The following is a 14,394-nucleotide window of genomic DNA, read 5'->3' as shown; positions in this document are numbered from 1 at the left end:
GCTTCTTTATTTTTTTATTTCTTGAAATTGATAAGAGTTTGTATGGTTTCTTGATTAATTTCTGAGAACCCCTCAAAATTAAAATCAGCTTCTTTTAAATTAGATTCTTCTCCTATTCCAACACTTGTCATCTCTGCAGTATTTGCAGCTTTGATTCCAGCCTGAGAATCTTCAAAAACTATGGCATCTTTCGGTTCTACTCCTAAAAGATCACAACCTTTAAGAAAGACTTCAGGATCAGGTTTAGCTTTAGAAACTTCGTTACCATCAACTATATGATCAAAGTAAGAATTAAGACCTACTTTGTTTAAGATACGTCTTGCATTTTTACTTGCTGAGCCTAATGCTACTTGATAATTATTTTCTTTTAAATACTCTAGAGTATTCAACACGCCAGGTAAAATATCCTCTTTGGACATATTATCAACATAAGACAAGTATTCTTCGTTTTTCTTAGCCATAAGGCTATTAAATTTTTCTTCTGAAATAGTTTTATTCCCCCATTTCAATATCTTCTCAAGAGAATTTATTCTTGACACCCCTTTAAGCTGTTCATTCTCTTCTTCAGAAAAAGAAATATTCAAAGATTCAGCTAGATTTTTCCAGGCTAAAAAGTGAAATTTTGCCGTATCGACGATAACTCCATCGAGATCGAATATAAAAGCCTTTTTAAATTGTGATTTCATTGTTTTCTAAATTTTTATCGTCTTCATCTTTAACTTTTACAACTAATATCGCAGCCAACAGAAAGCTAACACCTGCTGTGACCAAAGCAAAAATCGCTTGGTTTCCATAAAGATATTTTACTAATGGTCCTCCTATTAAAGCATTGATAATTTGAGGAATAACTATGAAAAAATTGAATATCCCCATATATACTCCCATTTTTTTAGGATTTATTGCTCCTGCCAAAATTGCGTAAGGCATAGCCAGTATACTAGCCCAAGCAACACCTATACCTATCATAGATAGAATAAGCCAATCTTGATTAGGCATGAAATAAACTGAAACTAAACTTACTCCTCCAATAGCTAATGCAAAAGCATGTGTGCGTTTTCTACCAATATGTTGAGCGATTTTAGGTAATGATAATGCTACAAATACGGATACAAAATTGTAAATACCAAATAAAACCCCTACCCAATCACCAGCTTCATTGTAAGCTATACTACTAGAGTCAGAAGGTGGTAAACTATAAAAATGTTGAGCGATTGCTGGAGTTGTAAATACCCACATACCAAACAAGCCAAACCATGAGAAAAATTGAACCCAACTTAACTGTTTCATGGTTTCTGGCATTTTTGCAAAATCAGAAAATATATCAATCAATTTTGATTCTTTTTCTTCAATTTGAATTTGATCAATTTTCTTGGATTTTGTTGCTTCAATAGCTTTCATTTCTTCGGGAGAATACTCCTCTGTTGTGAAAACAGTGACCAAAATAGAACCTATAAGAATTAAAGCTCCAATAATGAAGGAATAAACCAAATGATCTGGAACAGATCCCTCTGGCGCTTTGTTTGAGACTTCAAAAAAGTTACTCAAAATGTAAGGTAAAAAAGAGCCAATAACAGCACCGATTCCAATAATGACAGTTTGAACGCTAAAGCCTAAGGTTCTTTGCTCTGAAGGCAGATTATCTGCAACTAAAGCTCTGAATGGCTCCATGGCTATATTGAATGATGCGTCCATTATCATCAACATTCCTGCTCCTACCCAAAGTGCGGGTAAAAAAGCAATAAAAATATCAGCTTGAGGCATTAATATTAAACCTACTGAAGCTAAAAGAGCACCTATCAAAAAATATGGCCTCCTTCTGCCCAGCTTAGTCCATGTTTTATCACTGTAGTGACCTACAATGGGCTGTACAATAAGTCCCATAAGTGGGGCTATAATCCAGAACCAAGAGAGTTGATGTACATCTGCACCAAAATTCTGCAGAATTCGGCTTGCATTAGCATTTTGTAAAGCGAAGCCCATTTGGATACCAAGAAACCCGAAACTGAGGTTCCAAATTTCTATAATACCTAGTTTTCTTTTTTGCATATCGTTCTATTGAATATTAAAACGATAAACTTTATGTATAACAAAGCCTATCTATTGGAAGTAAAAATATAGCCTTGTTAGTTGCAAATATATTTAAATTTTTATGTTCTACAATTTTGTAGTCTCTCTATCAATGATATCAGTTTTTACTACAGTAGTTTTAAAAGGTTCTTCTTCATCGTTTGTGTTTTCCAAGCGTTCTATAAGAAGTTTTGCAGCCTCCTCACCCATTTCAAAGCCGTGTTGGCTTATTGTAGTAAGGGGTGGAAAAGCATGCTTGGAGAGAACACCATCTGTAAACCCTATAATTTGAAGATCTTCAGGAATTTTTAATCCTTTTTGACGAGCTACTTTCATAGCTGTAATTGCGTAAAGTTCATTCACAGCAAAAAGACCATCAACTTTATTATTTTCGAAATAATTATAAATCTGTTTTTCTAGAAATTCTAAATTATCATCAGAATTAAATTTATCATCAATTTTAAGAATCATATCTGTGTTGACTTCAATTCCATTTGACTTTAACGCGTTGGAATAGCCTTCTGTTCTCAATCTACCAACACTTACATAATCTTTAGTACTAATTATACCTATGTGTTTACAGCCGCTATTAATTAATTTTTGAACAGCTTTATCGGAGGTTTTGACATCATCGACTATTACTTTGTCACATTCAATTTCATCAATAACTCTGTCAAACATGACTATAGGAATACCTTGATCAATTGTTTCTGACAAGTGATGATAATCTTTCTGAGATAGAGTTTCTTTAGCTACAGAAATTATAAAGCCATCAATACTTCCATTAGCCAACATTTCTAAGTTTATTACTTCTTTTTTGAAAGACTCATTAGATAAACCTACAATTACGTTGTAACCTTTATCATTAGCGTAGTGTTCTATGCCAGATATTACGGTTGTAAAAAAATGATGAACTATTTCTGGTATTATTACACCTAGTGTTTTGGTTTTTTTGTTTTTGAGACTCAAAGCTATGTTGTTGGGTCTGTAATTGTACAGTTTTGCAAATGCTTTTACTTTCTGTTTTGTCTCTTCTCCTATTTCTTTACTATCCCTTAAAGCTTTTGAAACTGTTGATACAGATACATCAAGTTCTTTTGCAATAACTTTTAGTGTTGGTTTTTGTTTCATTATTTAAGTCTAGGTTATTTTATTTATCAAAATAAGCAATAATTGTAGAATTGGCTGTTTAATTTCTTAAAAATAAAAAGTTATCAACACGAAAACGTTATAGCTGCGAATCATTTAAGGTAGTTGGGATTTGTTTATATAATTTTAACATCGGAAGTAAAAATATAACTCATTAATAACACAAAACAATACTTTATGCGAACAATTAAACTTTTAGGTCTGTTGCTTATGCTTTTGCCTATTAGTATTTTTGCCCAAACCACTGTAAGTGGAACTGTAGTTGACAATTTAGGTATGCCAGTACCAGGTGTAAACATTGCAGTAAAAAATACTACAAAAGGAACAACAACCGATTTTGACGGGAATTACTCAATCGTTCTAGAAAACGGTGAAACCTTAACCTTCAGCTATGTGGGCTACAGGACAAAGGAGGTGATATTCAATGGTGATAATACAATCATTGATGTTTCTTTGGTTGAAGATGCTCAAGCTTTAAATGAGGTCGTTGTAATAGGTTACGGTACTGCTAGAAAAGAAGATTTAACTGGTGCCGTAGATTTAGTTACATCGGAAGACTTTAATAAAGGACCGATTAACTCTGCTCAAGAATTAATTACTGGTAAAATTGCTGGTGTTAACGTAACCTCTGCTTCTGGTTCTCCTGGTGACGGTCAGAATATCACAATTAGAGGGTTAGGCTCATTGTCATTAACGAGTGATCCTTTGTATGTAATTGATGGTGTACCAATAGATAATGGCGGTGTTGGCGGTTCTCGTAACCCACTTAATATTATTAATCCAAACGATATTGCTAGTATAACTGTCCTCAAAGATGCATCAGCTACTGCTATTTATGGATCACGTGCTGCAAATGGTGTCATTCAAATAACAACCAAAAAAGGTAAAGACACTAGTGAGTTCCGTTTTAATACATCCTTTAATAGAACAATAAGAAATACAATTAAAACCATTGATGTATTAAATGCTTCAGAATTCAGAAGTTTAGTTAGATCTGTTGGAACAGAAAATCAAATAGCAAGATTAGGAGAAGCTAATACAGACTGGCAGGATCAAATTTATTCTGACCGAGCTGTTGGTGGGGAATTAAACACGAGTGCTTTAGGTAACGCATATGGTGTACCAATGCGAGTTTCTTTAGGTTATTCTGATCAAAATGGTATTTTGAAAGGAGATAATTTTGCCAGAATAACAGGTGCTTTAAACCTAACACCTACATTTTTGGATGATAAATTAACTTTGAATTTTAATGCTAGAGGTTCTTATGTAGAAAACACATTTGCAGATCGAGGTGCTATTGGTGCAGCAGTTGCATTTGACCCAACACAACCTGTGTATGATGAAAATTCACCTTTTGGAGGTTATTATACTTGGCTGGATGGTGATCGTCAACGTGGTCTTGCAACAACAAACCCTGTTGCTTTATTAAATTTAATTGATGACACTTCTGAAGTAAGACGAATAATTACTAATTTAAAATCAGACTATAGCTTAACAGATGAGTTAACGGCTACCATAAACGTAGCTTACGATGAATCTAATAGTAATGGTAGACGTATTACATCAAGCGATATTCCTACATCAGACGCACCTGGAAGTGGACTTCAAACTGGAGCAAGAACTGAGTTTAGTCAAACTCAAACCAATAAATTGTTTGATGCTTACCTAAATTACAAAGCAACATTTGATGAAAAACATAGTGTAGATGCAACAGCTGGTTATTCTTACCAGGAATTTGAATTTGACAACTTCAGTTATGATAGTGAGAGAGAAGAACAAGGCTTAGAGTCAGAGTTTATAGATAAATCCAGAAGTGTTCTATTATCATATTTTGGTCGTTTCAATTATAATTTTAATAAAAAATATTTATTAACAGCCACTTTAAGAGCTGATGCTTCATCAAAACTAAACCCAGACGATCGTTGGGGCTATTTCCCATCATTCTCAGCAGCATGGAATTTACACAATGAAGACTTCTTAAATGAGTCTTTATTTAGTGAATTAAAGCTAAGAGCTGGTTATGGTGAGGTTGGTAACGTAAATGGACTAGGTGATTATCGCTTTTTAACGCGTTATGTTTCGAGTCAGCAAACCGCTAACTATCAGATTGGAAATAACTTTTTACAGACTTTCAGACCTGAACCTGTAAATCCAAATTTAAAATGGGAAGTGGGAACAACAATAAATGTAGGTCTTGATTATGCTATTTTAGATAACAGAATTTCTGGTTCGGTTAATGCCTACAGGCGTGAAACCAAAGATTTAATTGCATTTACTCTTGTAGATCCATTTACAAATTTCGGTAACCGAATCGATGCTAATATTGGTGATATGGTAAATAAAGGTTTAGAATTTACTTTAAATCTAAAACCAATAGATACAGATGATTTTCAATGGGATATCAACTACAATATATCGCTAAATGATAATGAAATTACGAGACTTCCAGATTTACAAAATGTTGGAGGTATAAGTGGCGGTACTGGTAACACAATTCAAATTCACCAAGAAGGTGAAACACCATTTAGCTTTTACGTTTATGAGCAAGTCTATGATGCTAATGGAAGTCCTATCGAAGGTGTTTTCGTAGATAGAAACGATGATGGAATCATCAATAATGATGATAGATATATTAAAGAAGATCCATATGCAGATGTATTCATGGGACTCAACACTAACTTAAGTTATAAGAATTGGGATTTATCTGTTCAATCTAGAGCAAGTCTTGGAAATTATGCATACGATAACGTAGCTTCGGCAAATGGTTATCAAAGACGTGCTACAGACAACCAAATTCTATCTAACTTACATTCTGATTATTTTAATACTGGTTTTGAGAATATTACAGAGCAAAACTTATTGAGCGATTACTATATTCAAGAAGCTTCATTTTTCAGAATTGATAATATAACTTTAGGTTATAGTTTTGAAACCCCATCGAAAAATACTAACTTTAGGGTATATGGATCTTTACAGAACGCTTTAATAGTTACTGATTATGACGGTATAGATCCTGAAATTTCTGGAGGAATTGATAATAATTTCTATCCAAGGCCAAGAACATTAGTGATTGGTGTTAATGTAGACTTTTAAAAAAAAAGAAAATGAAAAGAACGATTTTAAAATTTAGTTTCATTGCATTATCTGTATTGATGGTGATGTCTTGTCATGATGATCTAGACCAATTACCAATAGATCCAGATTCTGTAACAGAACAAGATGTATTTGCAAATGCAAATCAAGCAAAAGGGGCTCTTGCAAAATTATATGCAAGTTTAGCTTTAACAGGACAACAAGGTCCTGCAGGACAGCCAGATATATCTGGAATAGATGAAGGTTTTTCTCAGTACACGAGAATGTTGTATAACCTCAATGAATTAACAACAGATCATGCTGTTGTTGGCTGGGGCGATCCAGGTCTGCCAGACTTACACGGTATGTCTTGGTCTTCTAATAATGATTTTACTGAAGCCATGTATTATCGTCTAGCACAAGAAGTTTCATTTACAAATTCATTTATTAGTAATGCTACCTTACTTACAGATCCAGTTGTAGAACAGTACATTGCTGAAGCAAGATTTTTAAGAGCTTTTGCTTATTATAATTTGATGGATTTGTACGGTAGTGTACCGCTTTCAACTGAAATTTCAACTGATTTACCTGAGCAGGCAACAAGATCTGAAATATTTGATTTTGTAGAACAGGAATTACTTGATATTCAAAATACTCTTGGTAACGATGGTTCTGTAGAATACGGTCGTGTTGATGAAGTTGCTGCATGGGCATTATTGTCAAAACTATATCTAAATGCTGAAGTTTTTAAAGGTGAAGCACGTTACAATGAAGCGGTTGAATTTTCTGAGAAAGTAATTAACTCTACTTACTCAATTAATACAAATGATGCCAACGGAAACGGATCAGCTTATGATGAACTATTTTTAGCAGATAATAATGTAAATGGAGCTCAAAATGAATTTATTTTTACACTAAATTTTGATGGTTTACAATCTCAGACATTTGGAGGAACAACTTTTTTAACTCATGCATCTATTGGTGGTAATATGGATGCCCTAGAGTATGGAGTAAACTCAGGTTGGGCTGGTCTTAGAACTACTAAATCACTAGTCAATAAATTTGATAATTCTGATGAAGAATTAAATGAATCTTTCACCACATTATCAGATTGGGCAATTATTGGAGATGCTACTCCAAATGAGTGGAGTGCTCCCGATACTGACATGTATGAAGTAGAGGCTAATATTTATCAATTGTTTGTAACATTGACAGATGGCCAGATGAAATTTAGAAAAGACAATAGTTGGGATGTGAACTATGGAGGTACTGATGGTGTTCTCGAACTAAATAGTAGTACCAATATTAACGTTGATGCAGGTAGATATTTGGTAACATTAGATTTAACAAACGATACTTATTCTCTAGAATCAATTTATAATTATTTACCTGATGCAAGAGCTATGTTTTATACGGATGGTCAATCTTTAGAAATTGAAGATATTCCACCATTTGAGCAAGGATTTGCAGTTACAAAGTTTAAAAATATTGATTCTAACGGCAACCAGGGAAGTGATAATACTGGTAATTTCGTTGATACGGACTATCCAGTAATAAGACTTCCTGAAATTTATCTAAATTATGCTGAAGCGACACTTCGTGGAGGTAATGGAAATCAAGCTACTGCTATAAGTCTAATCAACGAAATTAGAGAAAGAGCTTACGGCAATACCAATGCTAATATTACAGGCTCAGATTTGACACTAGAATTTATTTTAGACGAACGATCTAGAGAACTTTATTGGGAGGGTCAGCGCAGAACTGACTTAATTAGATATAACCTTTTTACAACAGATGGCTATTTATGGCCATTTAAAGGAGATGTTCAGAATGGAGTTTCAGTACCTGAATACAGAACTTTATTTCCAATTCCTAACGATTTACTTTCAATTAATCCAAATTTAAGACAAAATGAAGGCTATTAATAAATTATCTTTTTTGAAGTTATTTTCTTTTGTCATCGCATTAAGTTTTTTAAGCTGTGATGATGAAGAATTTGTTCAAATCAATGAAAATGCAAGCACGTCTTTAGCACTTTCAACTGAATCAGTTGTGATGAGTGAAGATAATGCTAGTGAAGACATATTAACATTGTCTTGGACAGAACCAAATTATGGGTTTCAGTCTGCTCCAGATTACTCATTAGAGGTTGATCTAATGGGTAATGATTTTAGTAATGCTAGAGTTGTTGCTGTAGGTGGAAACACTTCAAAGGTTTTTACATCTGAAGAACTTAACAGCATTTTACTAAACTTAGGTGCTACACCACTTCAAGTAAACGAAGTTGAAATGAGACTACTAGTTAGTTTAAGTGATGCTCAAAAAAGCTATACTCAACCTATAGTTGTTGATGCTACACCATTTTCTTCAATATTGGATTTATCAACAAATCTTGGTATTGTAGGTAGTGCAACTCCAGGAGGTTGGGGTTCAACAAGTGAAACTCCTATTCAGGATATTCCTTTTTATTCTACTTCCGAAAATAATGTAGTCGTTGCCTACGCAACATTAAGAGAAGGTGAAATGAAATTCAGAGAGAATAACGACTGGGCTGTAAACTATGGTGATGACGGTAACGATGGTACGTTAGAGCTAAATGGCGCTAATATTCCTGTAACTGCTGGTACTTACAAAATCACCGTAAACAGAGAGACCTTAGAATGGTCTGTCGAAGAATATTCATGGGGAATTGTTGGAGGCGCAACAGTTTTCGGATGGGAAGCACCAGATGTGAAATTTGAATACAACCCTTACCAAGACAACTGGAAAGCTGCAGCAACTTTTACTGAAGGTGAAATTAAGTTTAGACAAAATGAAGAGTGGACTACTGAGTATGGCGACACAGGCCTGGATGGTACTTTAGAGTCTGGAGGAAACAATATTCCTGTTGAAGCTGGACATTATATTGTAACACTTGACTTAAACAATTTAACTTACGAATTGGAACAAACTGATTTGTGGGGGCTCGTTGGAGACGCAACTACATTTGGTTGGGATGCGCCAGATCCTGATAAGTTTTTACCAGATTTCGGTATCAATGAGGGGATGTTTTACTTAAAAGGAGTTGAGTTGAGTGCTGGTGAATTAAAAATTAGACAGAATGAAGACTGGAGTGTTAATTATGGCGATGATGGCAATGATGGTACTTTAGAGTTAGGAGGAGCTAATATTCCGATAACACCAGGAATTTATAATGTAGAGATGAACTTTACAGTTAATCCACCAACGATTGATTTTTATCCTTGGCAATAAATTTTACTAACATAAAGGTCTACTTAATTTAAGTAGGCCTTTTTTATATCCACAAACTATGAAGAAAATTTTACTTTTGGCAGTGCTCCTATTCACAACATTAGGTTTTGCACAGCAACAGAATGGAGTATTTACAGTATCTCCATCTACGTTTGAACAAAATGAAGAAATCACCATCACGGTTTCTAATGTAGATCCTGGTTTATGGGGAGTAACCGATGTCTATTTATGGGCTTGGTATAAAAATTCTAATGGTGATGAAGATATCTCTCCAACAAATGGAACCTGGGAAAATTCTGACGAAGCTCAGAAAATGACAGACAATGGCGATGGCACTTATTCTATCACCTTCACCCCTACTCAATTATATAATTCAACAGATATAGTAGAGATTGGTATGCTTATTAAGGCTAAGGATGGCACTGGAGACAAGAAAACTCAAGATCAGCTTTTTCCAGTTGGAAGTTTTCAAGTCACCTTAGATAATCCTGCAGAAACTACTACCATACTCAATTCTGGAGATATATTGACAATAAAAGCTACTGCAAGCCTTAATGCTAATTTTGAATTAATTCAAAATGGCAGTCTTATTGACACTCAAAATGGAATTACTTCGTATTCCAACAATCTTACTATTACTCAAGATTCAAATTTTGTACTGACAGCGACCGAGCCTAATTCAGGTGAAGTTTTTGAATTCAATATAAATGCAGTTCTTACACCAGATGTGACTATCGCACCAGTTCCAGCTGGAGCAAAAAATGGTATTAACTATGACAACAGTAATCCTAATGAGATTACATTAGTTTTATTTGCCCCTGAAAAAGAATTTGTCCACGTCATTGGTAATTTCAACAATAATAATTGGACCATAGACAATACTTATTTGATGAATTTTGATGATGCTACCAATCAACATTGGATCACCTTAACTGATTTTACAGTTCCCGATGATAATTTCCTATTTCAATATAGTATCGAAGCTGATATTGAAGTAGCAGACCCTTATTCTGAAGTGGTTTTAGATCCTTTTAACGACCAGTATATTGAAAATTCAACTTTTCCAAATATTCCAAGTTACCCTGAAGTAAAAACGTCTGAATTAGTAAGTTGGGTAAAAGTCAATCAAACAGATTACCAATGGCAAATTGAGAATTTCACACGTCCAGCTCAAGAGGATTTAGTGATTTACGAAATGCTAATTAGAGATTTTGATGAAAATCACAGCTTCCAAGCGGTCATCGATCGTTTAGACTATCTTGAAGATTTAGGGATCAATGCTATTGAATTAATGCCCGTAAACGAATTTGATGGTAATCTAAGTTGGGGGTATAATCCAGCTTTACACATGGCTCTAGATAAATATTACGGTTCTCCAGATGATTTTAAAGCCTTTGTAGATGCGTGTCATCAAAGGGGAATTGCAGTTATTCTAGACGTTGTTTTCAATCATGCTACAGGTCAGCATCCTTACTATAGAATGTACAATGATTGTGGTGGATGCTACAATGGACAAGCAACTGCTGAAAATCCAATATTCAATATTAGTGATCCAAATACAACTTTTAGTTTTTTCAATGATATCAATCACGAATCTCAAGCAACTGAGGATTATATGGACCAAATAAATAAATTTTGGTTAGAAGAATATAAAATCGATGGTTACAGATTTGACTTCACTAAAGGTTTTACCAATACCTCTGGTGACGGTAGTTCTTATGATCAATCTAGAATAAATAATATTACCCGAATGTATGATGACATCAGAAGTTATGATGAAAATGCATACGTCATATTAGAGCACTTCGCACCAGATTCTGAAGAAGGAGTACTTATAAATCATAGAGCTACGGGAAATGCAAATGAGCCTGGTATGCTAGTGTGGGGAAATGTTAATTTCAACTACAATCAAGCCACAATGGGTTACGATAATTCAAATTTCAACAGAGTTACAGCTAAATCGAGAGGATGGAATACACCTTCAGTCGTAGGTTATATGGAAAGTCATGATGAGGAGCGATTGATGTACAAAAATTTAGAATTTGGTAATAGTAACGGAACTTATGACATTACTGAATTAGGTACAGCACTTGACCGGTTAGAGCTTGCTGGTGCTTTTTACTTCACAGTTCCTGGTCCTAAGATGATCTGGCAGTTTGGTGAATTAGGCTATGAGTTTAGTATCAATTATTGCGAAGATGGCACTATTGATGATGGGTGTAGAACCTCATCAAAACCAATTCGTTGGGATTATCTAAATGATCAAGATAGAAAAGATCTTTACAATTTTTGGTCAAAACTAATAAGCCTTAGACAAAATAATTCAATTTTTCAGACTAGTAATTATACACTTGAAGTAGCTAACGATTATGAAAAGAAAATCTACCTAGTAGATGATAATGCTACAGGAAGCGAAACTCAATATGTCATCATCGTCGGAAACTTTGGAATCACTGATTTAACAACTCAGCCGTTTTTTCAGGAAACAGGAACCTGGTATGATGCAGTGTCAGAAACTAACATTAATGTAACTGACATTAATATGAACGTCACTTTAGATCCTGGTGAGTTTAGGATTTATTTCAATAACCAACCTTCTTTGAATACCAACGAGGTTTCTAAACTCAATTACAGTGTTTATCCTAACCCTGCAGAGAACTATTTCTCTATATCAAATAAAGTCGACACAGTTCAAATATTTGATATCAATGGAAGGTTACTGAAAGAATATAAAGGAAATTTCAATGCTAATCACCGCTTTGAGACAAACGACCTTAACACGGGATTGTATTTTATTAGATATACTAATCAAGAGCAGTCTCAAACGCAGAAGTTGTTAATCAATTAGGTTTAGTTTTTTGAATTAGTTTTAACCAAAAAGACCTCGAGCTATCGCTCGAGGTCTTTTTTTTCTTTAAAATCAGTTTGATTCTAGTCTTAAAAAAACCTATTTATAACCCTTTTATTTCTTCACCACAGGAAGTACGATTTTGGAGTCTCCATAAATCGTATGGGTGTGGGTTTCGAAATCATCTTCAGTAGCTTCAAAAATATTATCTACATACTTCTGTGGATTTCTGTCGATATAAGGAAAGAAGGTGCTCTGAACCTGTATCTGTAATTTATGCCCTTTCTCAAAAGTGTGGTTTACATCCTGTAAGGTGATATCAACGCTGGTTTTCTTACCTGGAACAAAAGGTTTTGGCTCAGAAAAACTTTCTCTGTAGCGACCTCTAAACACCTCACTTCTTACCATCATATGGTAATTACTCATCTTTAAGTGATCTTGCATCTCCTCGGAATCCTCAGCATCTGCGGGATATACGTCAATAATTTTAACGATCCAGTCGGCTGCTGTACCTGTAGTGGCTACTTCTAAGGCGGCTAGGACCTCACCAGACAACTTCATGTCTTCCTGGAGTACCTGAGTTTCATAAACCATCACATCAGGGCGACGTGCTGCAAAACGCTGATCATCTGTCATAAATTTTCTTGGGGTAAAAGTGACTTTAATGTCCTCAGTAAATGGAACTGGTTTGGTGATATCACTCACAAATTTATTTTGAAAATCTGCATTAGGCTCCATATTCAAATTCTGATTTTCACCAAGATAAAAATCAGTAGCTGTTGCATTTTCTGGTGGCCACATTTCGTATTCGTTCCACTCCATCGCTCCAGTATCATATACAGTAGCCTCAGCGGCATCAAACTCTCCTTCTCCTTTTAAAAAGTGATTGAAAAATTTTGTTTCATAATTCACTTGGAAGTTTTCAGATAAATTATCTCCAAAATAAACATTTCCAACAGCTTGTCTTTCTTTTAATCTCGCCCAGTCACCATGACTCCAGGGACCAAAAACTAAAGCATTGAAGTTATCGCTATTCTTCTCCAGACTTTTGTAAATTTCAAACGGCCCATAAAGATCTTCAGCATCAAATAATCCACCAACGGTCAATACTGCAGGCTTCACATCTTTCATATGTTGTACCAATCCACGTTCCTGCCAAAATTCATCATAATCTGGATGATCTTTCAGCTGTTGCCAAAACAGATTGTCTTCGCCATAATATTTATCCAAATTTTTCAACGGACCTACATCCAAAAAGAATTGATACGCATCCTTAGTTCCAATATCTGGCACTTCATACCAAGCTTCTGGTGTTGGACCTTCTTTATCATAACCAAACACGGCAGTTGCAATCCAATAACTCAACAAATAAGCTCCATTGTGATGAAAATCATCAAAATAAAAGTCACCAATCGGTGCCTGCGGAGAAGCCGCTTTTAAAGCGGGATGATCAGATAAAACAGACATAGCAGCATAGTGACCAGGATATGAAATCCCCCAGGTTCCTACATTTCCATTGTTGTTATCCACATTTTTCACAAGCCAGTCTATCGTATCATAAGTATCGGTCGCTTCATCAGTTTGCTTGCGTTTTTTGTTGGGAATATATCCACGCATATTCTCGTATTTACCTTCACTCATCCAGCGTCCTCGTACATCCTGATACACAATAATATTCCCCTGCTCCATCAAGAATTTATTTGGACCAATCTGTCTTCTAAACTGATCTTTACCATAAGGTCTGGAACTGTAAGGCGTCCGTTGCATGAGGATAGGGTAAGATTCTGAAGTATCTTTTGGTGTATAAATCGTCGTGTGTAATTTTACACCATCGCGCATTTCGATGTCCACTTCCTGTTTGTTGTAATTGGCTTTGACGTCATATTGAGCCATCACGCTAGAAACCACGCACAGCATAAATAAGAGCAAACCAAACTTTAAATGTCTCATATGTTTTTTTGATTTAATTCTAAGACTTAAAAATACGGTTTTGGTTTAAAACCTAC

General features: G+C 34.8%; 8 protein-coding genes. 4 read left to right on the top strand and 4 right to left on the bottom strand.

All coding sequences use genetic code 11. From position 1 onward, the window contains the following. Positions 1-14: 14 nt before the first annotated feature. The 3 genes from pgmB to ACFQ0R_RS11505 all read right to left on the bottom strand — a co-directional run bounded on the left by pgmB (position 15) and on the right by ACFQ0R_RS11505 (position 3,198). Entirely contained in the window at positions 15-686 is a 672-nt protein-coding gene (gene pgmB / locus ACFQ0R_RS11515) for a beta-phosphoglucomutase (RefSeq protein WP_379658528.1), read from the bottom strand. Beyond that, on the bottom strand, positions 670-2,046 hold the full coding sequence (locus ACFQ0R_RS11510; protein WP_379658527.1) for an MFS transporter: 1,377 nt from the start codon (positions 2,044-2,046) through the stop codon (positions 670-672). Before ACFQ0R_RS11510 ends, pgmB begins: the two co-directional genes overlap by 17 nt. 108 nt (positions 2,047-2,154) lie before the next feature. Further along, positions 2,155-3,198, bottom strand: coding sequence for a LacI family DNA-binding transcriptional regulator (locus ACFQ0R_RS11505; protein ID WP_379658526.1), 1,044 nt, complete (start codon positions 3,196-3,198; stop codon positions 2,155-2,157). A 195-nt stretch (positions 3,199-3,393) separates the two neighbouring features. Here ACFQ0R_RS11505 and ACFQ0R_RS11500 point away from each other — a divergent pair, with 195 nt between their 5' ends. From ACFQ0R_RS11500 to ACFQ0R_RS11485, 4 genes are read left to right on the top strand one after another with little or no spacing between them, the layout of a single operon-like run. Continuing rightward, entirely contained in the window at positions 3,394-6,309 is a 2,916-nt protein-coding gene (locus ACFQ0R_RS11500) for a SusC/RagA family TonB-linked outer membrane protein (RefSeq protein WP_379658525.1), read from the top strand. Between the two features lie 11 nt (positions 6,310-6,320). Continuing rightward, positions 6,321-8,213 carry a RagB/SusD family nutrient uptake outer membrane protein gene (locus ACFQ0R_RS11495; protein WP_379658524.1) on the top strand — a complete coding sequence of 631 codons (1,893 nt, stop codon included), beginning with the start codon at positions 6,321-6,323 and terminating at the stop codon, positions 8,211-8,213. Then, the gene (locus ACFQ0R_RS11490; protein WP_379658523.1) at positions 8,200-9,540 is read left to right on the top strand and encodes a SusE domain-containing protein; all 1,341 of its coding nucleotides are present in this window, start codon (positions 8,200-8,202) and stop codon (positions 9,538-9,540) included. Before ACFQ0R_RS11495 ends, ACFQ0R_RS11490 begins: the two co-directional genes overlap by 14 nt. 58 nt (positions 9,541-9,598) lie before the next feature. Further along, positions 9,599-12,388: an alpha-amylase family glycosyl hydrolase gene (locus ACFQ0R_RS11485; RefSeq protein WP_379658522.1), complete on the top strand. Its 2,790-nt coding sequence runs from the start codon at positions 9,599-9,601 to the stop codon at positions 12,386-12,388. Between the two features lie 114 nt (positions 12,389-12,502). On the opposite strand, the gene ACFQ0R_RS11480 is transcribed toward ACFQ0R_RS11485, so the two are convergent. Beyond that, on the bottom strand, positions 12,503-14,338 hold the full coding sequence (locus ACFQ0R_RS11480) for a CocE/NonD family hydrolase (RefSeq protein ID WP_379658521.1): 1,836 nt from the start codon (positions 14,336-14,338) through the stop codon (positions 12,503-12,505). Positions 14,339-14,394 lie beyond the last annotated feature (56 nt).

It is taken from the genome of Psychroflexus salinarum, from assembly GCF_042677225.1.
Taxonomy (GTDB): Bacteria; Bacteroidota; Bacteroidia; order Flavobacteriales; family Flavobacteriaceae; genus Psychroflexus; species Psychroflexus salinarum.
Note: the sequence above shows the minus strand (reverse complement) of the source record. Positions and strands in the feature narration are given on the sequence as shown.

Bases quoted from the DNA above. Each gene is read 5' to 3' on its own strand.
- ACFQ0R_RS11490 (WP_379658523.1), top strand. From the start codon at position 8,200: ATGAAGGCTATTAATAAATTATCTTTTTTGAAGTTATTTTCTTTTGTC.
- ACFQ0R_RS11485 (WP_379658522.1), top strand. From the start codon at position 9,599: ATGAAGAAAATTTTACTTTTGGCAGTGCTCCTATTCACAACATTAGGT.
- ACFQ0R_RS11480 (WP_379658521.1), bottom strand. From the start codon at position 14,338: ATGAGACATTTAAAGTTTGGTTTGCTCTTATTTATGCTGTGCGTGGTT.
- ACFQ0R_RS11505 (WP_379658526.1), bottom strand. From the start codon at position 3,198: ATGAAACAAAAACCAACACTAAAAGTTATTGCAAAAGAACTTGATGTA.
- ACFQ0R_RS11510 (WP_379658527.1), bottom strand. From the start codon at position 2,046: ATGCAAAAAAGAAAACTAGGTATTATAGAAATTTGGAACCTCAGTTTC.
- ACFQ0R_RS11495 (WP_379658524.1), top strand. From the start codon at position 6,321: ATGAAAAGAACGATTTTAAAATTTAGTTTCATTGCATTATCTGTATTG.
- ACFQ0R_RS11500 (WP_379658525.1), top strand. From the start codon at position 3,394: ATGCGAACAATTAAACTTTTAGGTCTGTTGCTTATGCTTTTGCCTATT.
- pgmB (WP_379658528.1), bottom strand. From the start codon at position 686: ATGAAATCACAATTTAAAAAGGCTTTTATATTCGATCTCGATGGAGTT.